The sequence below is a fragment of the Methylobacterium gossipiicola genome (assembly GCF_900113485.1).
Lineage (GTDB): Bacteria > Pseudomonadota > Alphaproteobacteria > Rhizobiales > Beijerinckiaceae > Methylobacterium > Methylobacterium gossipiicola.
Genome location: NZ_FOPM01000004.1, coordinates 1 through 26,086, shown reverse-complemented (window position 1 = coordinate 26,086; position 26,086 = coordinate 1). Strand labels below are relative to the sequence as shown.

The window sequence follows — 26,086 nt, the reverse complement described above, 5'->3', positions numbered from 1 at the left end:
AGCCCGCGCATCGGGGACGGCGCGTTCTCGCTGCGGTGGAGCGGCCGCCCTTCAGGGCGCGCTCTCCCGTGTCGAGGCGATGTCGACGGTGCCAGTCTCCGCCCCGCTTTCGGCCTGAGATCGCAGAACGGCGTTGGCCGCATCGGCCCGGATGCCCCCTCCTCGACGGTGGGGGCCCGCCATGGGCTTTCGGGTGTTCTCTGGCGACGCGCGTCTTCGCGGCAAGGGGCTTGCTCGGAGGTCCCGCCGCCGAGACCTCATGTCGGCAGGCTGCCCGTCGAGGATGAAATCCCACGGGCGCTCGGTTTACGCGCCCGGTTTGTCCGGGGCGGTCTCGTCCGGCTCGAACAGCTGCACGGGATGGCCCGGCATGATGGTCGAGATGGCGTGCTTGTAGACGAGCTGGGAATGACCGTCCCGGCGCAGCAGCACGCAGAAATTGTCGAACCACGTCACCACGCCCTGTAGCTTGACGCCATTGACGAGGAAGATGGTGAGCGGGATCTTGTTCTTGCGAACGTGGTTCAGGAACGTGTCCTGTAGGTTCTGAGCGCGTTCGCCCGCCATTGTTCTTATCCTTGATCCACTGCCGCCCGTCGTGCGTGACGGGTTCTCATCAGTCGGTTGCGCTGCGGCCGAATCGACCACTTGGTCCGAACCGCCGTGCGAAGTCCATTACACGTGCATTGTCGCGCCCTTGCAAGCGCTTCTTGGCACGCTTGGCCCGCCCTTTCGTCGTTCCACTGGTCAGGGGCCAATGCCGAGGGATTTGAGCTTTCGGTGCAGGGCCGAGCGCTCCATGCCGATGAATTCGGCCGTGCGGGAGATGTTGCCGGAGAACCGGGCGATCTGAGCTATGAGATACTCGCGCTCGAAGATCTCGCGGGCTTCGCGCAGGGCGAGACTCATGAGCTTCTCGCCGCCCGATCCGTTGGGGGTCGTCGGCACCAGGGCGCCGATCTCGGTGGGGAGCATCTCGGAGGTGACCTCCTGCTCCGGGTCCGTGTGGGTGAGGATCATCAAGCGTTCGACGTTGTTGCGCAGCTGGCGCACATTGCCGGGCCAGTCGTGCGACTGGAGCACCGCCATGGCGTCCTCGGCGATGCGCCGGCGCGGCAGGCCCGTGGCGGCCGAGATCTGCTCCATGAAGAACGCGATGAGCTCCGGCACGTCCTCGCGGCGCTCGGACAAGGACGGCACCCGGATCGGCACCACGGAGAGGCGGTGGAACAGGTCCTCGCGGAACCGGCCCGCCGCGATCTCCTCCGCCAGATCGCGGGACGAGGACGAGATGATGCGGACATCGACGTGGACCCGGGTGGTACCGCCCACCCGCTGGAAGTTCTGATCGACGAGAACCCGCAGGATGCGGTTCTGGGTCTCTCGCGGCATGTCGGCGACTTCGTCGATGTAGAGGGAGCCGCCATGGGCCTCCTCCAGGGCGCCGACCCGGCGCGCCCGCCCCTCCCCCGCCTCGACGCCGAACAGCTCGGCCTCCATGGTATCGGGCGTGATGGTGGCGGCGTTGATCACCACGAACGGGCCGTTGGCCCGGGTCGAGGTGGCGTGCAGCGTCCGGGCCGAGAGTTCCTTGCCGGAGCCCGGCGCGCCCAGGATCATCACTCGGGCGTTCGTGGGGGCGACGCGCTCCACGGTCTGGCGCAGCTGGTTGCACACCACCGAGGCGCCGACGATGCGGCTCGCCTGGCCCGAGCGGGTCTTGAGGTCGCGCACTTCGCGCTTGAGGCGCGACGCTTCGAGGGCGCGCTCGGCCACCAAGATGAGCCGGTCGGCCTTGAACGGCTTCTCGATGAAATCGTAGGCCCCCGCCTTGATGGCCGCCACCGCCGTCTCGATGTTGCCGTGGCCCGAGATCATCACCACGGGAAGATCGGGGTGGCCGGCCTTGATCTGGTCGAGCACCTGCAGCCCGTCGAGGCGCGAGCCCTGCAGCCAGATGTCGAGGAACACGAGGTGGGGCCGGCGCGACTCGATGGCCGCGAGCGCCTCGTCGGAGCCGCCGGCCGTGCGGGTGCGGTGACCCTCGTCGTCGAGGATGCCGGCGACGAGGTCGCGGATGTCGGCCTCGTCGTCGACGATCAGGATATCGGCGCTCATGACTGCATCTCCGCGATTGGGGGCGCCGTCCGCGCGGCACCCTTCTCATCCCGCGCGGAGGAGTTGCCCTCCGGCGTCGTGTGCCCCTGCGAGGGCTGATCCTGTGGAACCTGAGGAACGCGCATCCGCACGCGGCCGCCCCGTCCCTCGGGGTTGTCGTTCAGTTCGATCCCGCCGCCATGCTCTTCCAGCACCTTACTGACGATGGCCAGACCGAGGCCCGTACCGCCTTCGCGGGTGGTCATATAGGGCTCGAGCAGGCGCTGGCGCCCCTCGGCGGGAAATCCCTTACCGTTGTCCGTGACCTCGATGACGGCGAAGCCCTCCTCAAGGACGAGGCGGACGTCGACCTTACCCTTGCCGAGATCGGCTTCCGGCACGGCCTGCACGGCTTCCACGGCGTTCTTGAGGATGTTGGTGATGGCCTGCGACAGCAGGCGGATATCGAAGGCGGCCACAACCTTCTCGGCTCCGGCTTCCGTGAAGGTGAAGTCCAGGTCCGGATGCGCGACGCGCATCATGAACAGGTTCTGGCGCGTGATCTCGCTGAGGTCGTTCTGAGCGATGGCTGGCTTCGGCATCCTGGCGAAGGACGAGAACTCGTCGACCATGCGCTTGATCTCGTCGACCTGACGGATGATCGTCGCCGTGCACTGGTCGAACACGTCCTTGTCCGCGACGATCACCTTGCCGTACTTGCGCCGGATGCGCTCGGCCGAGAGTTGGATCGGCGTCAACGGGTTCTTGATCTCGTGGGCGATGCGGCGGGCGACATCGGCCCAGGCCGAGGTGCGCTGGGCCGAGACGAGGTCGGTGATGTCGTCGAGGGTCACCACGAAGCCCCGCGCCCCGCCCTGCGCCTGCTCACTCGTGACCCGGACCGTCACCGTGCGATCGCGCCCGTCGCGGGTGAGCTGGATCTGCTGCTGTAGGGCGCGCTGGCGGCCCTCGCCGCCCTCGGGGAACAGGGGGGCGAGTTCGGGCACGGCCTGTACCAGGGGCTGACCCACGATGGCGTTCGCCGCCAACCCGAGGGTGCGCTCCACGGATGGGTTGGCGATGGTGACCCGTCCCCCGGCATCGACCCCGATGACGCCGGGCGAGACGCCGGACAGCACGGCCTCCGTGAACCGGCGGCGCCGGTCGATGAGGTCGCTCGCCGCCGTCAGCCCGTCGTGCTGGCGGCGCAGCTCCTGCGTCATTTTGTTGAAGCTCTCGGACAGGTGCGCGAGGTCGCCGTCGCTCTTGTGGGCGGGGACCTGGGCGTAGAAGTTGCCCGACGCCACCTGATCGGCGGCGTTGATGAGGCGGCGGATCGGCGCCACGAAGCGGTTGGCGAAGTTCAGCCCGAACCACACCGCCGAGAGCAGGGCGATGAGGGCGATGAGCACGAACACCGAGGCGAAGCTGAGCTGGATCGAGCGCTTCAGGGAATCGTAGGTGAGGTATTCTGCCGCCGCCGCCCGCGACACGCCTGGGAACTCGATGGCGAGTTGGCTGACCTCGCGCTGCACGAGGAGCACGGCCCCGTCATAGGCGGGCATCCGCAGGAGGGCGGCGAAGATCCGGCCCTCGCTCGGGACGAGGCAGATGGGATCGGTGGATTTCGCCGCGTCGTCGAAGGCGGCGGCGGAAGGCAGGCGCCGGTCCTTCAGGGGATCGATCTGGGCTCGCGCCACCACGGTGTCGGGGCCGCGCATGATCTCGGCGACGGGCAGGCCCAAGGCCGTGGCGCGAGTGGTGAGGAAGCTCTCGAACCATTGCCGGTTCACGTCGAAATTCGGCCGTGCCCGGGTCAGGTCGTCGGCGAGAATGCGGATCTCGCGGGCGAGCGACTGGCACTGGTTCTCCTGATAGGCGTCGGCCACCTCGACGGATTTCAGCACCACGTCGCGCACCCGGTCGGTGAAGCCGAGCGACAGGCCCCGGTCGATGGTCACCGCCGCCACCACGGCGAGCAGCACGGTGGGCAGGATGGCGATGAGGGAGAACAGGCCAACGATACGGGTGTGCAGCCGCGCCACCGCCGCGTTGGCCCGCCGCGCGTGCAGGAAGACCCGCGCCTCCCAGGCGATGACGACGATGAGGCCGAGCACGAGGGCGACGTTGATGCCGAGCAGCGTCAGACCGACGGTCGGCGTTGGCGTCACCCGAATCACCCCGGCGAGGATGAGGAAGGTGGCGATGGCCGAGACGAGGGCCGTGACCACCACAAGGGCGCCGACCCAGCCGGGTCCGCGCGGCGGCGGTTTCAGGGAGGCCAGTTCGGCACCCGAGATAGGGTCGGCATCCGCCTTCGGCGGCGCTCCGGTTTCCCCGGACACCTTGTCATGGACCCTCGAAGGGCGGAAACGCTGCAGCCACGGCATGGCTGATGCAACGCCACAACAGTGTGGCGAAATTAATACGAATAGGGCAACGGGTTCGGTTCACCGGCGCCCTTCCGTCGCCTCAAGAGACCCCATCGATCCGGCATCTGCGTTGCATCCGCCGCCCTCGACCCTCCCGAAGAATACATTATTCTTAACTCACCCTGCTCAGAGACCCCCATGCTCGACACACCCGTCTTCGCGCACGCCGCCGTGGCGGCACCCCATCGGCTCGCGGCCCAGGCCGGGCAGCACGTCCTGGCGCAGGGCGGCAACGCCATCGAGGCCATGGCGGCCATGGCGGCCACCATCGCGGTGGTCTACCCGCACATGAACGGCATCGGCGGCGACGGGTTCTGGCTCGTGCGCGAGCGCAGCGGCCGGGTGCGCGGCATCGAGGCCTGCGGCCCGGCCGGCGCCCACGCGACCATTCGGCGCTACCGGGAGAAGGACTACGACGTGTTGCCGTCGCGTGGTCCCGACGCGGCCCTGACCGTGGCCGGTGCCATCGGCGGCTGGCGCCTCGCCCTCGACCTCGCGAAGGCGCTCGGCGGCCGCCTGCCCCTCGACGTGCTCCTCGCCGACGCCATCCGGCACGCCCGGGACGGTGTCGCGGTCTCGCCCTCGGAGGCCCGCTATGTCCCGAAGGAGATCGACACCCTCCACGATCAGCCGAACTTCGCGGCAACGTTTCTCGACAACGGCAAGCCCTACGCGGCCGGGGCGATCCGGCGCCTGCCGACCCTGGCCGATACCCTGGCGCAACTCGCCCATGCCGGGCTCGACGATTTCTACCGGGGCGATCTCGGCCGTGAGATCGCCGCCGACCTCGACCGGCTCGGATCGCCCGTGACCCGGGCCGATCTCGAAGCCTACGCGCCGCGCGAGCGAAAGCCCCTCACCCTGCGCCGGCGGGACGCCACCCTCTACAACTTCCCGCCCCCGACCCAGGGGATCGCCGCGCTCCTCATCCTCGGCCTGTTCGACCGTCTGAAGATCGATCGGCCCGAGAGCACGGCGCATTATCACGGGCTCATCGAGGCGACGAAACGGGCCTTCGCCGTCCGCGACCGCATCGTCACGGATTTCGACCGGCTCACCGTCGATCCGCAAGCCTTCCTCGACGCCGCCCGCCTCGACCGCGAGGCCGCCGCCATCGATATGGCGCGCGCCGCCACCGTGCCCCTGCGCAACCCCGGCGAGGGCGACACCGTCTGGATGGGCGCCATCGACGGCGACGGGCTCGCCGTCTCCTACATTCAGTCGATCTATTGGGAGTACGGCTCCGGCCTGGTGCTGCCGAAGACCGGCATCCACTGGCAGAACCGGGGCACGTCGTTCTCCCTCGATCCGAACGCCGTGAATCCCCTGGAGCCGGGGCGGCGCCCGTTCCATACCCTGATCCCGGCGCTGGCCGCGTTCGATGACGGCCGGGTGATGGCCTACGGGTCCATGGGCGGCGACGGCCAGCCCCAGTTCCAGGCCCAGATCTTTGCGCGGTATGCCGATTACGGCATGAGCCCGGCGGCGGCGGTGGATGCGCCGCGCCTGCTCTACGGGCGGACCTGGGGGGCGGAATCCCTCACCGTGAAGGTGGAGGACCGTTTCGATCCGGCCTGCATCGCGGCCCTGCGATCCCTCGGGCATGAGGTCGAGGAACTCGGCGGCGCCTACATCGACTCTTTGGGCCATGCCGGCATGCTGGTGCGTCACCCCGGCAACGGTCGCATCGAGGCCGTGCACGATCCGCGCTCGGACGGCGGCTCGGAAGGGCTGTAGAAGCGGGGGGCTCGACACCGGAAGGAACACCCATGGCCGCACCCGACCTCACCCAGGCCGAATACTGGAACGGCGAGGCCGGGCGGCGATGGGCCAGGCATCAGGCGACCTTCGACGCGGTGTTCACGCCCCTCACCGAACGGTTGTTCGGGCGGGCCGATCTCCAGTCCGGTGACATCGTCCTCGATATCGGCTGCGGCGCCGGAGCCACCACCCTGCGGGCCGCCGAGGCGGTGGGGCCGACCGGCCGCGTCACCGCCGCCGACGTGTCCGCGCCCCTGCTGGCGGTGACGGCGGAACGGGTTGCCGCCCGTCCGGCAGGGGGCGCGGCCATCGATCTCGTCGAGGCCGACGCTCAGACCCACGCCTTCGCACCCGGCACCTTCGACCGGGTGATCTCCCGCTTCGGGATCATGTTCTTCGACGACTCGCTTGCCGCTTTCGCCAACCTGCTCGGCGCCCTTCGCGAGGGCGGCCGCCTCGCGGTCCTGTGCTGGCGGACGCTGCCTGAGAACGCCTGGATCGCCCACCCCCTCGACCTCGTCCAGTCCCTAGTGCCCGAGCCCGCGCCGACGCCGCCCGATGCCCCCGGCCCGTTCCGGTTCGCCGCGGCCGAACGGTTGGCGGACATCCTCGCCGCCGCCGGCTTTCGCGACATCGCCTTCGCGGCGGTCGATGAAGCCTTGATGCTCGGCCGCTCGGAAACCGGCGATGCCCGCGCGGCGGCCGAGGAAGCAGCCACCTTCTCCCTCGACCTCGGTCCCGCCTCCCGCCTCGTGCGCGACCAGGCGCCGGAGATTCGTGCCCAGGCTTTCGCCCGCGTTCAGCACGCGTTCGAGGCACGGGCGCAAGACGGCGTCGTGCGGCTCGATGCCGCCTGCTGGCTCGTCACCGCCACCCGATGATCCCATTGCCCGATCGGTGAGCAGCGCAGACGCTTTCGCGCGCCCGCCCAAGGAACGTATGGAGCGCGCGAAGCAATCGTGACGGTCGTGAAGAGGTTGGCACGGGCGATGCGTAAGGCACTCCGGTTCAGGAGTGTATTATGGATACGAACGTCTCTCGACACCGCTGGTTGCAACTCGGCCTCGGCCTCCTCGCCATGATGGCGATCTCGAGTCCGCAATACGTTTGGACACTCTTCACGAAACCCCTGATGGCGACCACGGGGGCGACGCTCGCCGCCATCCAGGTGACGTTCACCCTCGTCATCGTGCTGCAGACGTTCTTCTCGCCGGTGCAGGGCTATCTCATCGAGCGGTTCAGCCCGAAGGTGATGATCGCGCTCGGCGCCGCCCTGTCGGGCCTCGGCTGGGTGCTGGCCGCCCGGGTCGATACCCTCTGGGGGCTCTACGCCACCTACGGCCTGTTCTGTGGGCTCGGCACCGGCATCGTCTATGTCGGGATCGTCGGCTTGATGGTGAAGTGGTTTCCCGATCGGCGCGGCTTTGCCGTCGGCGTCGTGGCAGCGGGCTACGGCATGGGGGCCCTGCTCACCACCTTCCCGATCACCAACATGATGGCGGCGTCGGGCTACCGCGAGACGCTGACCACCTTCGGCCTCGTCCTCGGCCTCGTCGGCGTGCTGGCGGCCTTGGGGCTGCGCGCGCCGCGCCCCGGCGAGGTTCTGCCGGCCCCGGCCCGCAACCTCTCGACCTGCACCCGCGACACCGCCCCGAAGGAGATGCTGCGCACGCCCCTGTTCTGGCTCATGTTCGTCATGATGACGATGATGTCGACGGGCGGGCTCATGGTGGTGGCGCAGTTCGCCTCTTTCGCCCGCGACTTCGGCGTCGCCGACGCCCTGGTGTTCGGCTTTGCCGCCCTGCCCTTTGCCCTGACCTTCGACCGGATCACCAACGGCCTCACCCGGCCCTTCTTCGGCTGGGTGTCGGACCGGATCGGTCGCGAGAAGACCATGGCGATCGCGTTCGCAGCGGAGGCCGGCGCCATCGCGCTGATGCTGGTGTTCCGCGAGAACGCCTATGCCTTCGCGCTCCTGTCGGGCGTGGTGTTCTTCGCCTGGGGCGAAATCTTCTCCCTGTTCCCCTCGCTCCTCACCGACACGTTCGGGACGAAGCACGCCACCACGAATTACGGCTTCCTCTACATGGCGCAGGGCGTCGGTTCGCTCCTCGGCGGCCCCGTGGCGGCGATGATCTACGCCGCGCAGGGCTCGTGGATTCCGGTCTTCGGCATCGCCATCGGCCTCGATCTCGTCACGGCGGCCCTTGCCTGGTTCGTCCTGCGACCCATGCGGCAGGAATGGCTCGGGCTTGGCCGTGCCCCGGCGCCCCTTGGCAAGCCCGCCCTGGCTTGAGCGGCGCGCCCTTTTCGATTTCTCATGACGAAACGGCGGGGCTCGCGCCCCGCCGTTTCCGATTCGATGATCGCCGGTGCCCTTGGGGCTCAGCAGAGCCCTGGAAGGCGGCCCCGGTGGCGTTGAGGGAAGACTTTCAGCGGCGAGGGGCTTCCCGCGCGGATCCGATCAGCAGCGGTTCCCGCCCGAGGTCTGGCCGTATTGCTGCACGGGGAAGTTCTGCTGGTTGGCGTTGCCCTCGGCGGCCGAGCTCATCGGGCAGCTATAGGGCGACCGCGACTGCGGCGCGACGTCGATCGTGCCCGTCGTTTCGATGTCGTTGGCAAAGCCCGTGTAGCGGGCCGGCCGCTCGAAGGCCATGGCCGACGAGATGGAAGCAACGCCAAGAACGAGGGCGGTGGCGAGGGTAGCGATACGGTTCGTCATGGCTTTGTCTTTGTCCCTTAATCAGTCCGCGCCGGCAATCCGGTGCGTTTGTCTCTCTGTGATACTGATATAGGGTGCCTTTTCCCGGCACGACGTGTCGCCCCGCACGCGACATGCGGGATTACAACCCACCGATGCCACTGCCCCAGGCCGCCGGAACGCGCTGGGGCTGACGCTGCGCCTCCGGCCAGCTCACGGCGAAGAGCGTGAGATCGCGGGTGTCCTCGCAGTCGGAAGGCGGCATCGGCGTCAGGGTCAGTTCCGAGCGGACCGCCGGGCCGAGGAGCTGCAGGAAGGTGTTGGAGACCGCGAGCCTCAGGTTCTGGGCCTTGGCCTGAGACTCGATCCGCGCAAGTGTGTTCATCGCCTGTCCGAGTACGGTGAATTCGGCGCGGTGACCGTCGTCGAACACCCCGACCAGCACTTCGCCGCAATGCAGCGCCATGGTGATCCGCAGGATCGGCCGGCCTTCGCGGGCACGCTCTTCATTCAGGGTGGCGAGGCGCATGAGAATGGCGCGGCCACAGGCGAGGGCGGCATGGGCCTGGGCCTGCGGCCGCCCGGTGACGAACTGTGCCAGGATGCCGTCGCCCACGTACTTGTCGACGATGCCGCCATGCTCCGTCACCGTCTCGTGGGTCAGGGCGCGGACGTCGAGGAGGGCGCGGACCACCTCCTCCTGCGCATGGGCACGGGTGAAGGCGGAAAAGCCGCGCAGGTCGAGGGCGAACAGGCAGGCATGGCGCGAGCGCACCGTCTCGACGCCGGGGCTCTCCAAGTCGCCGACGACGCGGGTGGGCACGAACCGCGCCAGGGCCGTGCGCTCCCGTTCCATCCGCAGGGCGGTGGTCACGGCCGAGCGTAGGCGCCGCACGCCGTCTATGACCACGAGACTCGCGGCCATGAAGGTGAGGAGGCCCGGGACCTCCTCCGCGAGGGTGACGTGCGGGCCGAGGAGCGCGCTGTCGGGGTCGACGAGGACGAGGAGGATGGTTCCGCCCCAGGCGAGGCTGACGAGGCAGGCGAACACCGCCGTGTGGAGGACCCGCATGCTCAGGCCCGTCTGGAGCAGGAGCAGGAAAGCGGGAAGCCGGCTTACCGCCGTGGCGGTCTCCCCGGTCTCCACGGCGCCGACGAGCATGTGCTCGACCACGAGGAACAGGGCGACACCGGCATTCAGCAGCGTCGCCGTCCAGGCGAGCCATTCGGGGTCGGCCGAGGTTTCCGGATCGGTGCCGCCGTATTCCAGGCGCTGGCCGCGATAGGCCTCCCGCCAATCGGCGATGCCGAGGCAGATGGAGCACACGGCGTAGATGACGAGGACGATCCAGTGATTGACCGTGTGGGTCGAGCCGTCGAACCCCTGGGCGGTGGCGAGCAGCACCAGCACGATGACGAGGTGGAGCACGAGGGAACGCCGCCCGGAGGCGCTCTGCGCCAGCCGCATGACGGTTTGGTCGCCCTGGACCGGGCGGCGGCGTGTGGGAAGACGCATGAGGCTCCAGATGGAGAAGTCGGGGGGCAGCCCCCGGCACGGGTTCGAGCCGGGCCGGAGGCGTGGCGCCGAAGCACCATCCCCCATATGGGGCCGACCCGTGCCGATACGAAAGGGAGCGGTAAAGCCCCTTCGACCCGACCTGTTATGAACGCGTCCGCGCGGGTCGATCATCCCGACGCGGATACGCGATCACGGCATCGTTGCCCGAACGCCGGCCACAGCCTCAGCGCGAATTGCGAAACACCTGCAGGTCGAGGTCCCGCACCTTCTTACGCAGGGTGTTGCGGTTGACGCCGAGCAGTTCCGCCGCGCGGATCTGGTTGCCGCGCGTGGCGGCCAAGGCCGCCCCGATGAGCGGGCCTTCGATCTCGCGCAGGATACGGTGATACAGGCCCGGCGGCGGCAGGGTATCGCGGTAGTTGCTGAAATAGTCCGCGAGGTGCCGCTCGACGGCGCCCGACAGGCTCTCGCCCTCGGCCCCGGCCTTGCGCGGAGCGGCCCCATTGGCCGGCGCACTCGGCGCCAGGGGCAGGGTGTCGAGTTCGGCCTCGATGACCGGCCCCGTGATAGTTTCTTGCGGGTAGAGGGCGGCGAGGCGCCGGACGAGGTTCTCGAGTTCGCGGACGTTGCCGGGCCAGCGGTAGCGCTTCAGCCGCTCCATGGCCTCGCCGTCGAGTTCCTTGCGGCTCAGGCCCTCGCGTTCGACGAGGACGAAGAAGTGCCGGATGAGATCGGGCACGTCCTCGGAGCGCTCGCGGAGCGCGGGCAGGCGCAGTGGCACCACGTTCAGGCGGAAGAACAGATCCTCGCGGAAGATCCCCTGCTGGATCGAGACCCTGAGGTCCTTGTTGGTGGCCGCGATGATGCGGACGTTGGTCTTGATCGGCACCCGGCCGCCCACGGTGGTGTACTCGCCCTGCTGCAGCACCCGCAGGAGGCGGGTCTGGGCCTCCATCGGCATGTCGCCGATCTCGTCGAGGAACAGGGTGCCGCCTTCGGCCTGCTCGAACCGACCGGCGGAGCGGGTCAGGGCGCCCGTGAAGGCGCCCTTTTCGTGGCCGAACAGCTCGGACTCGATGAGGTCGCGGGGAATCGCCGCCATGTTGACGGGCACGAACGGCCCGGAGCGGCGCCGGCCGTAATCGTGGAGCGCGCGGGCGACGAGTTCCTTGCCGGTGCCGGACTCGCCCGTGATCATCACCGTGAGATCCGTAGGCATCAGGCGGGCGAGCGCCCGGTAGATTTCCTGCATGGCGGGGGAGCGCCCGACGAGGGGGATGTCCTCGTTGCCGGGGTCCGCCCCGGGGGCCGGCGTGCCGCGCGGCCGCGACAGGGCCCGCCCGACGATGGCGATGAGCTCCTTCAGGTCGAAGGGTTTCGGCAGGTACTCGTAGGCGCCCCGCTCGGAGGCGCGGATCGCCGTCATGAAGGTGTTCTGCGCGCTCATGACGATGATCGGCAGTTCCGGCCGCACCCGCTTGATGCGGGGCAGGAGGTCAAACACGTTTTCGTCGGGCATCATCACGTCGGTGATGACGAGGTCGCCCTCCCCCTGCGCCACCCAGCGCCAGAGGGTGGCGCAGTTGCCGGTGGAGCGGACCTCGTAGCCAGCCCGCGACAGCGCCTGATTGAGCACGGTGCGGATGGCGGCGTCGTCGTCCGCGACGATGATGTGGCCGTTGGGCATGAGGCTGCTCTACAGCTCCGCGCTGGATTCGCGCCCGTCGCGGGCGCTCGACATGGGAAGGAGGATGCGGAAGGTGGTGCGGCGCGGGGCGGGATCGCATTCCACGATGCCGCCGTGATCGCCGACGATCTTGGCCACCAAGGCAAGTCCCAGGCCGGAGCCCTGCGCCTTGGTGGTGACGAACGGGTCGAACAGGTCGGGCAGCAGGTCGGCGGTGACGCCTGGACCGTTGTCGCGCACCGCGACCTCGATGGGGAGGCTGACACGCTCGCGCGAGCCCGGAATCTGCAGGCGCAGACCCGTGCGGAAGGCCGTCGAGAGGGTGATCTCGCCGTCGACCGTATCGGCCCCGATAGCCTCGGCGGCGTTCTTCACAAGGTTGAGGATCACCTGAATCAATTGGTCGCGGTTGGCCCGCACGGGCGGCAGGGACGGATCGTAGGTTTCGACGAAGCGAATGTGACGGGCGAAGCCCGACTGGGCCGAGCGCTTCACCTGATCGAGGACGCCGTGGACGTTGACGGCGGTGCGCTCCACGGGGCGCTCGTCGCCGAACAGCTCCATGCGCTCGACGATGCGGACGATCCGGTCGGATTCGTCGCAGATGAGGCGTGTGAGGAGACGATCCTCGTCGTTGGCCGATTGCTCGAGGAGCTGGGCGGCCCCCCGGATGCCGGCCAGCGGGTTCTTGATCTCGTGGGCCAGCATGGCGCCGAGCGCCACCATGGAGCGGGCCGCTCCCCGGTGGGTGAGTTGCCGGGTCATCTTGTCGGCGATGGTGCGCTCTTGGAGCATGAGGACCACCGGGCCGGCATCGTCTCCGAGGGGCGTCGCGAACACGTCGACGCTGCGCTCCTGCCCCGAGCGCGGCTGCACGAGTTCGACCCCGTATTCGCTGACGCTGGCGCGGCGCCGACGCACCTCCGCCACCAGGGCCGAGATCGGCGAGGCGAACGGAATGATATCGGTCAAGCGCCGCCGCTGCATCAGCCGCGCCGAATGGTCGAAGAACAGTTCGGCCGCATGGTTCACGTGCAGGATATGGTCGTCCGCCCCGATGGTGAGCACCGGCAGCGGCAGGGCGTTGATGACCGCCGCGCTCGTGGGGGCGCCCTTGGGCGGCGCGTCGAACTCGTCCCGGCCCGTCATGCCGCCTCCCCTCGCCGTTCCATCGCCTGCCGATCCCATGCGTCCGCATCGAAGGCCGCCGCCAGGAGGGCGACCACCAGGGCGGGGTCCGTGGTGGTGAGGAGCCGCGTGCGGGCCTCCGCCGATAGGCCACCGCCGGCTTCCGCATAGGCGGCGAGATGCTTGCGGGCGTGGCGCACACCCATGCGGATTCCGTAGAGGGCGAGCAGCCCCTCGTAATGCGCGATGGCGAGCGCCGCCTTGTCGGCCGCGCGCAAGCTCGGGGCGTCGCGACCGGCGAGCCCGGCCGCGATGACGCCGACGAGCCAGGGGCGGCCCACGGCGGCGCGACCGATCATCACCCCGGCGGCACCCGAGCGCGCGAGGCAGGTGCGGGCCTCTTCGAGGGTGGTGACGTCGCCGTTGGCGATGACGGGGATCGACACCGCCTCCACCACCGCGCGGATGGCGCCCCAATCGGCACTGTCCTTGTAGAATTGCTGCCGGGTGCGACCGTGGACGGTGACGGCGTCGAGGCCGAGACCTTCCGCCCGCCGCGCGAGTTCGGCGGCGTTGAGGCTGGCATGATCCCAGCCGAGGCGCATCTTCACGGTCACCGGGATGGAGACCGCGTTGCGCACGGCGGCGAGGATGCGGGTGGCCCCCTCGAGGTCGCGCATGAGCGCCGAACCCGCGGCGCCGCCGGTCACGGCTTTGGCCGGGCAGCCCATGTTGATGTCGATGATCGCCGCGCCGGCGCCTTGCGCGAGGCGCGCGGCCTCGGCCATGGGCTCGGGTGCGCAGCCGGCGAGTTGGACCACGTGGGGATCGACCCCGCCGCCCTCGGCCCGCAAGGTGGCTTCGACGCTGCCGCGCGCGAACTCCGCCGCCGCCACCATCTCGGATACGACGGCGCTGGCGCCGCAGCGTCGCGCGATGCGCCGCATATGGACGTCGGTGACGCCGGAGAGGGGCGCGAGGAGAACCGGCGTCGGCCGCGATCCAGCGGCGTACGCTTCCGTTCGGGGCGAGCGCAGAACGCTCAAATAATCATCATCGACCATTGTGCTCAACGAATAGACAAAACCGCGTCGGGCGCAAGCGCCCGACGCGATTTGATTTCAGGCTATGCCCCGCTTAAACGCAGGGCTCGGTCCAATTCGGGACCCCACCCTCGCGCGGGAGCGTTACGATGTCCGGCACCGCGTTTCAGGCGGCGGCAGTGGTGGTCGCGGCCGGTCGCGGAATCCGCATCGGCGGCGACGTGCCCAAGCAATATCGGCGCGTCGGCGGGCAGGCTGTCTTGACGCGGACCCTCGCGGCCCTGGCGGCCCATGACGGCATCGCCGCCATCCAGCCCGTGATCGCGCCGGACGCCGAATCGTTCTACCACGAATGCGTCGCCGACTTGACGCCCGCCGCCCGTGCCAAGCTGCGGACGCCGGTGCCGGGCGGCGCCACGCGCCAGCTTTCCGTGCGGGCCGGCCTCGAAGCCCTGACGACTTCGGCGCCCGATCTCGTCCTCGTCCACGACGCGGCCCGGCCGCATGTCGACACCGCCCTCATCGACCGGGCATTGGCGGCTGGCAACGATTACGGCGCGGCGGTGCCGGGCATCGCCGTCACCGATACGGTCAAGCGCGTCGAGGCCGTGGCGCCGGGCATCGGCCGTGTGGTGGAAACGCCCGACCGGGCACACTTGCGCGCGGTTCAGACGCCCCAGGCCTTCGCCTTCCGGAGCCTCCTCGATGCCCACCGCGCGGCGGGCGCGGCGGGGCTCGACGGTTTCACCGACGACGGGGCGCTCGCCGAATGGGCCGGCCTCCCCGTGGTGGTGTTCGATGGCGACCCGCGCAACCGCAAGATCACCCAACCCTCCGACCTCATCGACGCCGACCGTGATTTCTCCGGGGCCGTCCCCGCGTAAGGAACGTCCGTTCCCGCGAGACCGGCCCGGCTGGAGCCCCCAAAACTGGAGCCCCCATGACCAGCTACCTCACCCGCCTCGGTACCGGCTTCGACGTTCATGCCTTCACGGAAGGCGACCATGTCTGGCTCGGCGGCATCCGCATTCCCGCCGACCGGGGCGTGCTCGCCCATTCGGACGGTGACGTTGCCCTGCACGCCCTGACGGACGCCCTGTTGGGCGCCATCGCGGACGGCGATATCGGAACCCATTTCCCGCCCTCCGACGAGCAGTGGCGCGGCGCGTCGTCCGACCGCTTCCTCGCGCATGCCTGCGAGTTGGTGCGGGCACGCGGCGGTAGAATCGATCACCTCGACATCACCGTCCTGGCCGAAGCTCCCCGCATCGGCGCCCACCGCGAGGCGATCCGTGCCCGCATCGCCGAGATCGCTGGCGTGCCGCTCTCGTCCGTCTCCATCAAGGCCACCACCACGGAGAAGCTCGGCTTCGTCGGTCGCGCCGAGGGCCTGGCCGCCCAGGCCGCCGCCACCGTGCGCCTGCCCGAGATCGAAATCGACACCGCCGCCGAGACCTCCGAGCGCCGTTCGTGATCGACGATCCCGCCCTCCTGGCGCGTGCGGAGCGGCTGGTCGCCGCCTGCGCGGCGGCGGGCGTCACCATCGCGACGGCGGAATCCTGCACCGGCGGCCTCGTCGCCGGGCTGATCACCGCCGTGCCGGGCTCCTCCGCCGTCTTTGAGCGCGGCTTCGTCACCTATTCGAACGCGGCGAAATCCGACTGCCTCGGCGTGCCGCTCGAACTCATCGATGCCTACGGCGCCGTCAGCGAAGCCACGGCCCGTGCCATGGCTGAGGGCGCATTGGACCGGTCTCGCGCGACCGTGGCGGCGGCGATCACCGGTATCGCGGGTCCGGGCGGCGGCAGTACCGAGAAGCCTGTGGGGCTCGTACATTTCGGCCTCGCGGCGACGGGGGAACCGACGCGGCATCTGGAACGCCGCTATGGCGACTTGGACCGGGCCGAGATCCGGCGGCGTGCGGTCGCGGATGCCCTGGGGCTGTTAGAATCCGCTAAGCCTTCGCGCGCCCCGCTGGCATGATCGGCGCCGCCCCGGTTTCACGGGGCGGGGGGAAGCTCAGGGCCGCATGGTGTTCGCCGGGCCGATGCACCTTCGAGGGGCGCCCCTCGGTTCGCATACGCCGGTCGGCCTCTGCCCAGGTTGGAAGCTCTGCGTGTGCCTGATCCCAGTGCACGATGGAGGCCTCGTCGCACCAAGCCGCCAGACGCGGCATGACGCTGCGATGCGGCCCCGTCGTCATGTAGTCCCGCATGCTGTCGCGATTGTCCCAGGCCGTGACGGTCCAGAACGTCCAGCGGCGGTCGGCGAGGACCGCTCCACCGCGAAAGCCGGCGGCGCCGCTGGCTTGATTGCGGGATCGGACGGCGAACCATGCGAAGCCCGGCAGATGGCGGATCGACCGCAGGCGCAGCCGTGTAACGCTGATGAAGGTCATGAACGAATTTCGATCTTTGAGGCGAGGGCCAACCCAAACCTTCGCCTTGGTCGCACGCAGAACGTGTCGTGAAGAAGTTTTTCTCTGTTCAATGGAAGAATCAGGGATACCCCAGGGACCGCGCGAGCGCCGGCCAGCCTGCCATGAATTCCGCCCGGACCCGCGTGCCTCCGGGGACCGGCAGTTTGACCTCGTCCTGATCGAGGCGAGCGAACACCAGGGTCCAGCCGTCCTTCTCCGCCCAGCCGACATACCAGCCATAGGCGCGGGCCTCGTCGAAATCGCCGTCGGCCCTGCGTGGGAACGCCGTGCCGGTCTTGCCGTGCAGGGTCCAGCCGTCCCCGGCGGGGCTCATGGTCACGATCTTCAAGGTTTCGTCGAGGGTATGGGCCGAGACCGGCAGGGTTCGGGTGGCGAGGCGGCGCAGGAAGGCGACCTGTTCGGTCGGCGAGACTTTGAGCGACGACATGATCCAGGCCCGGTCGAGGCCGTTATCCTGCCCCGGATCGCCGGAGAAATCGGCGTTGCCGAAGCCGAGGCGGGCGGTCTCGGCTTGGAGCTTGGCGCGGCCGAGGCGGTGCGCCACGATCTGCGAATACCAGACCACGGAATAGGCGAGCCAGCGCGTCGGGTCGGTGGGCGCGTGCCAGGCTGGGCCGCCCCAATCGGGATAGCCCGGCTTGAAGTCGAAGACCGGCATGTGGGCGTCGGTGAGCACGCCCGCCTCGAAGCCGATCACCGCCAGGGGAATCTTGAACGTCGAGGCCGGCGTCACCCGTGTCCGGCAATCGCCCTCCTCCCGCAACACCGCGCCGTTGGCGGCATCCGTCACCAGGGTGCAGAGCGTTCGGGCCGCGAGTGGGGCCGGGGCTGCCAGCCCGGCGAGGGCGGCTAGGACGAGGCGGTGAAATCTCATGGCGTCGCCGGTTCGCAGCGATAGGCGCGGCCATCGGCCGAGGCGTGGACGATGCGCCCCCCCTTTGCCCGGCACTCGGCGGCATGGGCCTCCATCATCCACTTGTCGGCGAGGGCGAGGCTCAAGGGTACCAGGGTGACGAGACCGAGGAACACCGCCACGGCGGCGATGGCCCATCCGGTCCCGCGCGGAGGGTCGGGCAAAGCCGGCCGTTCCGCCGGGGCGGGAAACAGGAACGCGAGGGTCGTAACCCCCAGGAGGGTGACGCTCATGGTGTATCCCGTGGTTTCAAGCCCGGGAGGATAGCAATCGTCGCCGATCCTGACAGGGGGCGATCCGGCGACGGAAGGAAGCGCCGGTCCCGGTCGAGATTTCAGATCGGCGTATCCGCACGAAACGTCGGGGCGGAGGGCGATGTCTGCGCGACACAGGCGCAGCCGAGACTCCGCAAGGGATCGGTCCGCTTCCGGGGCGGCGTCTCGCAGGCGAGCAGACGGCAAAGCAGATGCTGCATCGGACGCTGCTGGTAGGGCTTCTGCAGCACCGGGACGTCCTGATAGACCGGCTCCAGCCCCTGAACACCGTAGCCGGTGGCGAACAGGAACGGCAGGGCGCGCTCGAACAGCACGTCCGCCACGGGATAGCTGCGGGCATCCCCGAGGTTCACATCGAGCACGGCGGCGTCGAACGTCCCCGTGCGCGCGAGATCGAGGGCCTTGTCGAGGCGCATGGCGATGACGACCTCGCAGCCGAGATCCGTCAGCATGTCCTCGGCCAGCATGGCCACCAGACTTTCGTCCTCGACGAGGAGCACCCGCCGTCCGTTGAGCATCGTCATAGGCTCGCCTGCCCGGCGATCAGTTCCTGTCCCATCCAACCCAACGCGATCAGGGGTATCTCGAGCCTGCACACCAGCCCCGCGCGGCGGTAATCGATTTCCGCCGTGCCATCGAATTCCATGGGCAGCTGACGTTCGATGAGCCGTGAGCCGAACCCCTTCCGCGAGGGAGGGGTGACCTCGGGCCCCCCGTTCTCCTCCCAGGTGAGGTCGAGACGCTGCCGCCCATCGTCCAAGGGCGCGAGGGTCCAGGTGATCGACACGTGGCCCTCGGGCACCGAAAGGGCACCGTACTTCGCCGCGTTGGTCATGAGTTCGTGCAGGGCCATCGATAGGGTGACGGCGACCTTCGGATGCAGGCGAGCGTCCGGCCCCGCGATCCGGAACCGGTGCGGGTCGATCTCGGCGAGGAGATGCGGCGCCAGCACGCGCTCGGTCACGCTGCGCAGGCTGGCGCTCTCCCAATTGTCGGCCACCAAGACGTTGTGGGCCGTGGACAGGGCCACCATCCGGGCATCGAACACGCTCCGCGCCGCCGCGTCGGTCTGACCCCGAAAAGTCTGGGCGGCGATGGATTGCACCGTCGCCAGCGTATTCTTCACCCGGTGGTTCAACTCGTTGAGGAGGAGGCGCTGCCGCTCGGCCGCCGCCTTCTCCTCACTGATGTCCCGCACCTCGATGATGGTGCCGATGATGTTGGCCTCATCGTCCCGGATCGGGCTCGCGGTGAAGCCCACGGGATAGAAATGCCCGTCGGCGTGAACGAACACCTCCTCGCCCCGCTCGTGGTTGTTCTGTGGGAAAGCCCGGTCGATGGCGCATTCCGACAGGGGAAACGGACGTCCGTCCGGATAGGTGTGGTGCACGATGTCGTGAAGCGGGCAATCGCGCTCCAGCACTTCCGTCAGGGTGAAGCCCGTGAGCTGCTCCGCCGCCCGGTTCATGTAGATGCAGTGCTGCCGGTCATCCATGAGGAAGATCGATACCGACGCGTTGTTCAGAACCGCGTTGAGGCGGCGCTCCGTCTCGAACAGCTGATTCCCCCGGCGCAGGGTCGCCAGCGAGGCGGCCGCCTCGGCCGACGATCGCAAGGGTTGCCGGGAATGCGGCACGGCGGTGATCCTTTCCATGTAGCGTTGCGAAAAGGGCTTACACCGAAGCGCTTCCGCCTCCTATGGCGTGCCTGTCGAATCGAGGCCTGCGCTCCCGATCCCGTGATCGTAGCCAGCCGTCGTTAACGGAACGGTCTGCGGCTCGGGCGGTTATCGAGACAATCATCACAACTGCAGGAGTTACCGAATGCGGACCCTCGCACTCGTCTCGACGGCCGTTCTCGGCCTTGGCATTCTCGCCTCCGCCCCGGCCGAAGCCCGCGGCTACGGCTACGGCTACGGTCACGGCGGGTATGGCTACGGCGGCTATGGTCGCGCCTATGGCGCGGGTTATGGACGCCACGGCTATGGGTACGGTCGTGGCTACGGACGTCGCGGCATCGGTACCGGCGCCATCGTCGGCCTCGGCATCGCGGGCCTCGCGGCGGGCGCCATCGCGGCGAATTCCTACGGGGCTTACGGCGGCTACGGCTACCCAGCCTATGGTGGCTATTCCTACGGTGGTCCGCGCGCCGTCGGCTACGGCTATGCTCCGGCCTATGGCTATGGCGGTGGTTATTACGGTTACGGCTACTGAGCCGAAGAACATCGAAGCACGACGAGGGGTCGCCGCGAGGCGGCCCTTTTCGTTTTGGGACATGCCTTGGGACCTCACCGATGGGGCGCACGTTCTCTCCTCGACCCCTTCGCGGACGGACGGAGCCCCGGCATGACGCACGCGATCAGCTATCCTCCCCTCAACGTCCTCAAACCCATCGCCGACGGTGTCTGGATCGTCGACGCGCCGCCGCTCCAGGCGGGCGGCCTACCTCTGCCCCTGCGCATGACCGTGCTGCGCCTCGCGGGCGGCGAATTGTTGCTGCACGCGCCGATTTCCTATGAGCCGGGCCTTCGGCGGGCCCTCGAACGCCTCGGACGCATCGGGCATCTCGTCGCCCCGAGCGTCGGCCATTGGATGTATCTGCGCGACTGGCAGGCCGCCTGCCCCAACGCCATCACCTGGGCGGTGCCGGGCCTGAAGGACCGGGGTCAGGTTCGCCGCTCCAGCGTGCGGATCGATGCCGAACTCGGGGATGGCGCCCCCCGCTCATGGGGCGACGAGATCGCCGGTGTCCTCGTCGCCGGACCTGTGTTCAAGGAGGTGGCGCTGTTCCACCGGCCGAGCCGGACCCTGATCCTGACCGACCTCGTCATCAACCTCGAGGCCGACCTCCTGCCGCTCCCGGCCCGCGCCCTCGCCCGCCTCCTCGGCATCGTCGCCCCGGACGGCAAGGCCCCGCTCTACCTCCGCCTCCTCTTGCGCCTGAACCGCTCCGCCACGGCCGAGGCCGCGCGCCGCCTCGTGGCCTTCGCGCCCGAGCGGGTGATTTTCGCGCACGGACAATGGTTCGACCGCGATGCGACGGGTGAGTTACGGCGGTCACTGAGATGGCTCATCGGCCCGGAGGGCTCGAAAGCCCGGCGCGGCTCGTCCGCGAACCGCCCGACCTATGCGTTGCCGCACTCCACGGCAGCGATGGCGAGCCTCGCCCTCGTGGGCGTCATCGCGGCTCTGGCCTATGCGGGGAAGCGGCGTTGAGGAGATGGTGCGGACGGCGGGAGACCCGTCATACCAGTGCAATTCATTGAAAAATTGGTGTTTTTCGGCTGCTCTCACGGCCCTTTGTAGTGGCCTTTGTAGCGGTTGGCGAGACCCGTCCCATGCGTGGAGGCACCGCTTCAAGACCCTCGCACGGGCTGCGAGGATCAATGACAGCGTTGCGGATGCCATCGTAGGTCATGCGCTGGATAGTGTCGCGAGAAAAGACGAAGAGGGCAGCGAGCTAGAGAGCTGTGAAGTTGTCCGTTTAGAAGCAACAGAGTTGTGTGGCGCACTGTTGAGGGAATATCCAGTGCGTATCGCCGTTGGCGAAGACTGGCGCATGGAGGTGCCAGACGAGCGGGGCCTCATCCTCTTCCGTCTTGGCTTCCAAGTGGTAGAAACGTCGGCCATGCTTGAAGCATCTCGCCTAGCTGGTGCATCTCAGGTTTGAGGGGTAAACGCTTTGGTCCGTGGTGATCTCACGTAAGGATGCCTCAACAGTGAAGACGACGCTACGGACGCGGTGAGATCGACCTCGGCCGTTCCACCAATCTCCATCACCAGTGCCTGTTAGATTATCCGTCACCCAAAGCCCACTCGGGTTGAGTGTGCCACTCGTAGGCCGCCGCCACCGCTTTGAGATCGCTCAGGTTTCGCCTGACTGATAAGCTATGATTAACTCTTTCAAGCGTTGATTTTCGGAGTTCCATAGAAATTAAGGGCGATGCTGCAAACGGATCACTTGTGTGCGCCTGCACGAAACGGTGGTTTGCAAGTTGCCTAGCTTTGTCCACTATCTGGAAGCGAAAATAGCGCTTGTCGCTATCCTGCTGGCGGTGCTGTGCGGGGTGGGCAGTTACGGCCTTTACGTTCAGTTGGACACCTCGCAGACCGCGACTGAAACCCTTTTGCGTGCAAACGTACGCGCCCGTCGCCTCACCGAGGCGCTTTCTGTTCTACAGGATGCGGAAACAGGACAGCGCGGCTTTCTCCTAACAGGACGCACCGACTACCTTGAGCCGTATGATCGCGCCCTTCAAATGGTCGACAGAACCTTTGCCAACCTTCAGGCGGAATATGTGGGGTCCAATCTGGGCATGGTGACTGTGATATCAATCACAGAAAAGGCGCATGTGAGGATTGCATTGCTGAGGAAGACTGTAGAAGTCCGCCGTCAGCAAGGGTTTGAGCCAGCTCTCCAGTTGGTGGTGAAGGAAAACGGCAAGCGGGTAATGGATAATATCCGTCAGGAGATGCGTCATCTTCTTGAGGCGGAGCAAACCATCATCGACCGGAACCTTCTTCGGACAAGAAGCATCGCAGAACGGAATGTTGGGCTTTGGCTCGGCGCGGCGTGCGTGGTGATGCCCCCCATCGCCTTCTGCCTGCTTCTAGCGGTTCGCGATGCGCGGCGTGGTCGTCGTCAAAGCGTGCATCTCTCTCACGTGTCGAGCCACGATGCGCTGACGGGCTTGCTGAACCGCGTAGAACTGCTCTCCCGCCTTGAGGAAGCACTTGCCCAACGTCCCGGAGCTGTCGGCGTCCTTTACCTCGACCTCAATGGGTTCAAGGCGATCAACGACGAACTGGGTCACGCCATGGGGGATCGTGTGCTGATGGAGGTTGCCTACCGCCTTCGTGCCACGATGCGTCCGGGGGATACAGCCGCCCGGCTTGGGGGAGATGAGTTCGTCATCCTTGTCGAGGACTGTTCCGACCGCTCTGCGCTGGATGTCCTGGCTGCTCGGGTTGAGGCGGCACTAGAGAGCATCAGCCTGCCGGGTTTGCAACAGCACCGGATTGGCGGCAGTGTCGGAAGTGCCTTCAGTGCGGAGGATGGCACCTCGGCAGCGTCCCTGATCGCCGCAGCAGACACGGCTATGTACGCGCGCAAGATGCACATGCGGCGTGCCAAACCTGTTCAATCCCAGCAGGCTCTGCCTCTGACGGCATGACACTGGCCTATCTGCCCAATGGTGGTTTCGCGTGCTGGTTTGGCCACCCAGTCCGCTCACCGACCACCCAGCGGGCACTCTCATGGTTCTTCGCTGCGGCATCGAGTTTCCCCCGGAGGTCCGCGTTCTGGACCAGCTTCTTGCTCGCTGCGCGCCGCCTCTTCTCCTTCCAGCCTGGGAGCCACTGCTTCATTAGACCCGTTCAGCTTCCCCGCTCGCGATCCCGTCCACGCGCTCGTTCAGCTCGTGCCCAGCGTGCCCCTTCACCCACACCCACTCAACCCTCTCGTGACGCGCTACGGCCATCTCCAGTGCCTGCCATAGCTCCTTGTTCGCCACTGGCTTTCCCCCGGCTGCCTTCCTGCCCTTGGCCTTCCACCCTGGAAGCCATTCGGTCACGCCTTTGATGACGTACTGACTGTCTCCCAGCATGGTGACGACGGCACCGGGGCTGAGGGCTCCCAGGCCCGCGATGGCCGCTGTCAGCTCCATCCGGTTGTTCGTGGTGTTGGCCTCACAACCCTTTGACGACCTTCTCAGGCCTGTGCGGGTGTTCACGAGGATGGCCCCGTAGGCTTCGCGAACGTCCTTCGGGATGCCCTTACGGGCGAACCAGTCCCCGTTGGGGGGCACGGCTGAGGGAGGTCATCGGAACGACCATTTGTAGCGCCCTTTGTAGCGAGGGGCGCCGAAAAACACCTGTGTGCCAGCATCTTACTGGCACCGTTCACGATTTCAATGGGTTGGTGCGGACGGCGGGACTCGAACCCGCACAGCCTTGCGGCCGCAAGATTTTAATCTTCAGGCTTTCCTTGCGGGTCGATAAATTCCATCGTTCCTTCAGCTAGTTAGCTGAATTTAGGGTCCGAAGGCGCTGTGCTGCTCGGAGACGGAGGTGGTCACAGGGGTCTGCGATCCAGACAAACGTCCGGCCCCGGCCGTTCTGGACATCCTCGCTCCATCGTCGGGATGATGACCGTCGCCGAGCGCGATGAAACTCTTGATGGCCAACTAAGGACGTTCGAGGGGTAGGCGCGAGGAGCGCGCCTACCCGCTGGCGTCGAAGTGCCACTGCCGAGCCGAGAACCTCGGCTCGGCCATGCCACTCCGCCGATCGGAGAGAAGGTCGGTCGTGCCCCCTGCGTGGGGCGTGTAGGGTGTGTAGGCGGGTGCAGCCCAATCCACTATCGGGCTGCCTTCAAGGATGCGCTTTTTCTATAGGAACGAAATAGGTCTACAGACCCTACATCCCTACATCGAAACCGGCGCCACCCGCCTCCCTGGGAAGGGGAAACGCGGGGCCACCCTCGACCCCGCGCCAGTGAACTTCAGCCCTGGGCTGCCGCTCCGCTAATCAGCACCATCTTCTTGAAGTTCACGCTCGGAAGGTGCCGATAGCAGTTACCCCGAGCATTCCGGAACTTCTCGAACAGCCGGGCAGACCCTTGGTTTTCCATGAGGCGGGTCATCTCGGTTCCCCATTCGGTCATGCTGGTGGGCTTGCCAGGGTGGAAGACCTCTCCATACGCCCGGAAGGCAAGGTAGAGGTCCGACGCGCGAACGGCGTTGCCGTCCCAAAGGCAGGTCTCGACGTTACGGCGCTCGAACTGGTCAGCCCAAGATTCGACCGGAGAACGGAAGCGGCTCAGTTCCTGCTGCGCCTTCAACTCCTCCCTGAAGAACGCCGCCGGGTCTTCCGCATCAGCATCCACCGCGCGCCACAGGTCGGCCCACGCGGTGTGGTTGATCAACGCCCAAGCAGCGTCGGCACGGAACCGCAGCCCCACGAAGCGTCGAGCGCCGGTCGGATCGCGAACGAGTTCGCGAAGCTCCTTGTTCGAGGCACCGATGAAGGTCGCGTTCTGTGCAACGGTGTCCACCGTGTTCGTCCTCATCGGACGGCGGGCCAGCGTCTCCGAGGTGATGATGTTCTTGACGACGTCAACATCGGTCTTCGTGGCGTAGCCCATCTCATCGATGAACATGATGAAATTACCCCAGATGTCGATGTTCCGATCGTCGGAAATCATCTTGAAATCGACCATGGCCATCACTTCCGCGAGGACGGAGCACATCGCGCGGATGAACGTTGATTTGCCTGAGCCCTGCGGTCCGAGCAGAACCACCATCAGGTGGTCCGTCACCGGAAGGCCCTTCAGCTTGCGCTTCACCTGCCAGATGAACTTCTTGAGCATCGCTGCGACGAACTCGGGAGACGTATCCGTGGTGTCGAAGCAGTGCTTGGCAAGGTCCAGCAGCGCCGTTTCGGCATTTTCCTGGACCATGGGGCTGTCCAGAGGACCAGCGATCTCGCTGTAAAGGGCAAAGAGGCGCTGGCGCTTCGTCTCGCCGTACCAGTGGTCGGCCGCATCGCTGATCTGCGTGTCCGAGAACGAAAGGCCGAGTGCGTCGCGCTTCAGGCGGACGTCCCGAAGGTACTCCGAAAAGCGAATCGTCCTACCGCCCACGATGTGAGCGAAGGTCACCATTTGTTGGTCCGTTCGGTGCTCATCCGTGATCAAGATCATATCCCCCTGTGGAGATCGCACCTTCGTGGGACCGGACCTGAAGATCGTACCGTTGCAGCGGCATCCGATCTGCTCGATGGAAGCGATCGCAGCGACGAGATCGGAGGCCGTCTTCGGCACGGTCCCAAGCTGGCTTCGGACTTCCTTCCGGTGCACCGCCTGATCGAACTCGCGCCGATCGAGCTTCGCTGCTTTGCAAATCTTGTCCCGGAAACGACGGTTCTCCGGATGGTTCGGGATCATGCCTTCGACAATGTCATCGACCGAAAGCGGCTGATCAATCGTGATGCCCTGGATAATCTTCATCGACAGGTCGTCCAGGTGGGCCTTGTAGGGCGTGTCATCGCTTGAGCCAATCGAGGGCGGCTGCGAGGCAGAGGACGCCGGTG

Annotated in this window: 23 protein-coding genes and 1 pseudogene; 9 read left to right on the top strand and 15 right to left on the bottom strand. The window is 67.3% G+C overall.

Translation table 11 applies throughout. The annotated features are described in order from the left end of the window. Positions 1–306: 306 nt before the first annotated feature. From hfq to BM249_RS04490, 3 genes are all read right to left on the bottom strand, one after another. On the bottom strand, positions 307–567 hold the full coding sequence (hfq, locus tag BM249_RS04500; protein WP_091969412.1) for an RNA chaperone Hfq: 261 nt from the start codon (positions 565–567) through the stop codon (positions 307–309). A gap of 180 nt (positions 568–747) precedes the next feature. Continuing rightward, positions 748–2,118: a nitrogen assimilation response regulator NtrX gene (gene ntrX / locus BM249_RS04495; protein ID WP_091969410.1), complete on the bottom strand. Its 1,371-nt coding sequence runs from the start codon at positions 2,116–2,118 to the stop codon at positions 748–750. Next, positions 2,115–4,487 (bottom strand): sensor histidine kinase NtrY-like, encoded by a 2,373-nt coding sequence (locus tag BM249_RS04490; protein ID WP_244528588.1) that lies wholly within the window; start codon positions 4,485–4,487, stop codon positions 2,115–2,117. The genes ntrX and BM249_RS04490 overlap by 4 nt, the downstream gene beginning before the upstream one ends. 180 nt (positions 4,488–4,667) lie before the next feature. Between BM249_RS04490 and BM249_RS04485 the strand changes: the two genes are divergently transcribed. From BM249_RS04485 to oxlT, 3 genes are all read left to right on the top strand, one after another. Continuing rightward, positions 4,668–6,266 (top strand): gamma-glutamyltransferase family protein, encoded by a 1,599-nt coding sequence (locus BM249_RS04485; protein WP_091969409.1) that lies wholly within the window; start codon positions 4,668–4,670, stop codon positions 6,264–6,266. A 32-nt stretch (positions 6,267–6,298) separates the two neighbouring features. Then, complete coding sequence (locus BM249_RS04480) at positions 6,299–7,171, top strand: class I SAM-dependent methyltransferase (RefSeq protein ID WP_091969408.1); 873 nt, start codon at positions 6,299–6,301, stop codon at positions 7,169–7,171. A gap of 140 nt (positions 7,172–7,311) precedes the next feature. Continuing rightward, on the top strand, positions 7,312–8,586 hold the full coding sequence (gene oxlT, locus BM249_RS04475) for an oxalate/formate MFS antiporter (protein WP_091969407.1): 1,275 nt from the start codon (positions 7,312–7,314) through the stop codon (positions 8,584–8,586). Between the two features lie 168 nt (positions 8,587–8,754). On the opposite strand, the gene BM249_RS04470 is transcribed toward oxlT, so the two are convergent. From BM249_RS04470 to dusB, 5 genes are all read right to left on the bottom strand, one after another. After that, the gene (locus BM249_RS04470) at positions 8,755–9,012 is read right to left on the bottom strand and encodes a hypothetical protein (protein ID WP_091969406.1); all 258 of its coding nucleotides are present in this window, start codon (positions 9,010–9,012) and stop codon (positions 8,755–8,757) included. A gap of 121 nt (positions 9,013–9,133) precedes the next feature. Continuing rightward, complete coding sequence (locus BM249_RS04465) at positions 9,134–10,507, bottom strand: adenylate/guanylate cyclase domain-containing protein (RefSeq protein ID WP_091969405.1); 1,374 nt, start codon at positions 10,505–10,507, stop codon at positions 9,134–9,136. 226 nt (positions 10,508–10,733) lie between these two features. Continuing rightward, positions 10,734–12,197 (bottom strand): nitrogen regulation protein NR(I), encoded by a 1,464-nt coding sequence (gene ntrC / locus BM249_RS04460; RefSeq protein ID WP_091969404.1) that lies wholly within the window; start codon positions 12,195–12,197, stop codon positions 10,734–10,736. A 9-nt stretch (positions 12,198–12,206) separates the two neighbouring features. Further along, positions 12,207–13,346 (bottom strand): two-component system sensor histidine kinase NtrB, encoded by a 1,140-nt coding sequence (locus tag BM249_RS04455; RefSeq protein WP_091969402.1) that lies wholly within the window; start codon positions 13,344–13,346, stop codon positions 12,207–12,209. Next, a complete protein-coding gene (gene dusB / locus BM249_RS04450; protein WP_091969399.1) occupies positions 13,343–14,389 on the bottom strand; it encodes a tRNA dihydrouridine synthase DusB in 1,047 nt (348 codons plus the stop codon). The genes BM249_RS04455 and dusB overlap by 4 nt, the downstream gene beginning before the upstream one ends. 128 nt (positions 14,390–14,517) lie before the next feature. Between dusB and ispD the strand changes: the two are divergent. Continuing rightward, positions 14,518–15,842: pseudogene (gene ispD / locus BM249_RS22170) on the top strand (2-C-methyl-D-erythritol 4-phosphate cytidylyltransferase). Beyond that, a complete protein-coding gene (locus BM249_RS04435; RefSeq protein ID WP_091969393.1) occupies positions 15,839–16,351 on the top strand; it encodes a CinA family protein in 513 nt (170 codons plus the stop codon). The pseudogene ispD and the gene BM249_RS04435 overlap by 4 nt, the downstream one beginning before the upstream one ends. On the opposite strand, the gene BM249_RS04430 is transcribed toward BM249_RS04435, so the two are convergent. The 5 genes from BM249_RS04430 to BM249_RS04410 all read right to left on the bottom strand — a co-directional run bounded on the left by BM249_RS04430 (position 16,323) and on the right by BM249_RS04410 (position 19,632). Further along, positions 16,323–16,766, bottom strand: a complete 444-nt coding sequence (locus BM249_RS04430) for a DUF3291 domain-containing protein (RefSeq protein WP_091969391.1) — start codon at positions 16,764–16,766, stop codon at positions 16,323–16,325. The two genes, BM249_RS04435 and BM249_RS04430, sit on opposite strands and share 29 nt — an antisense overlap. 100 nt (positions 16,767–16,866) lie before the next feature. Beyond that, a complete protein-coding gene (blaOXA, locus tag BM249_RS04425; protein WP_091969390.1) occupies positions 16,867–17,682 on the bottom strand; it encodes a class D beta-lactamase in 816 nt (271 codons plus the stop codon). Further along, positions 17,679–17,954, bottom strand: coding sequence for a hypothetical protein (locus BM249_RS04420; protein WP_091969388.1), 276 nt, complete (start codon positions 17,952–17,954; stop codon positions 17,679–17,681). Before BM249_RS04420 ends, blaOXA begins: the two co-directional genes overlap by 4 nt. A 101-nt stretch (positions 17,955–18,055) precedes the next feature. Continuing rightward, on the bottom strand, positions 18,056–18,520 hold the full coding sequence (locus BM249_RS04415) for a response regulator (RefSeq protein ID WP_091969386.1): 465 nt from the start codon (positions 18,518–18,520) through the stop codon (positions 18,056–18,058). Further along, positions 18,517–19,632: a sensor histidine kinase gene (locus BM249_RS04410; RefSeq protein ID WP_091969703.1), complete on the bottom strand. Its 1,116-nt coding sequence runs from the start codon at positions 19,630–19,632 to the stop codon at positions 18,517–18,519. Before BM249_RS04410 ends, BM249_RS04415 begins: the two co-directional genes overlap by 4 nt. A 187-nt stretch (positions 19,633–19,819) precedes the next feature. Here BM249_RS04410 and BM249_RS04405 point away from each other — a divergent pair, with 187 nt between their 5' ends. The 4 genes from BM249_RS04405 to BM249_RS04390 all read left to right on the top strand — a co-directional run bounded on the left by BM249_RS04405 (position 19,820) and on the right by BM249_RS04390 (position 23,169). Next, a complete protein-coding gene (locus BM249_RS04405; protein WP_091969385.1) occupies positions 19,820–20,209 on the top strand; it encodes a hypothetical protein in 390 nt (129 codons plus the stop codon). Between the two features lie 132 nt (positions 20,210–20,341). Then, complete coding sequence (locus BM249_RS04400) at positions 20,342–21,211, top strand: DUF4336 domain-containing protein (RefSeq protein WP_091969383.1); 870 nt, start codon at positions 20,342–20,344, stop codon at positions 21,209–21,211. After that, complete coding sequence (locus BM249_RS22200) at positions 21,123–21,665, top strand: DUF6894 family protein (protein ID WP_425284789.1); 543 nt, start codon at positions 21,123–21,125, stop codon at positions 21,663–21,665. The genes BM249_RS04400 and BM249_RS22200 overlap by 89 nt, the downstream gene beginning before the upstream one ends. Positions 21,666–21,960: 295 nt before the next feature. Then, complete coding sequence (locus BM249_RS04390; protein ID WP_091969381.1) at positions 21,961–23,169, top strand: diguanylate cyclase domain-containing protein; 1,209 nt, start codon at positions 21,961–21,963, stop codon at positions 23,167–23,169. A gap of 192 nt (positions 23,170–23,361) precedes the next feature. Here the strand turns inward: BM249_RS04390 and BM249_RS04385 are convergent, their stop codons facing one another. After that, complete coding sequence (locus tag BM249_RS04385) at positions 23,362–23,802, bottom strand: ribonuclease H family protein (protein ID WP_091969378.1); 441 nt, start codon at positions 23,800–23,802, stop codon at positions 23,362–23,364. 695 nt (positions 23,803–24,497) lie between these two features. Continuing rightward, the coding region (locus BM249_RS04380; protein WP_091969376.1) for a VapE domain-containing protein at positions 24,498–26,086 on the bottom strand (1,589 nt) is incomplete at its 5' end.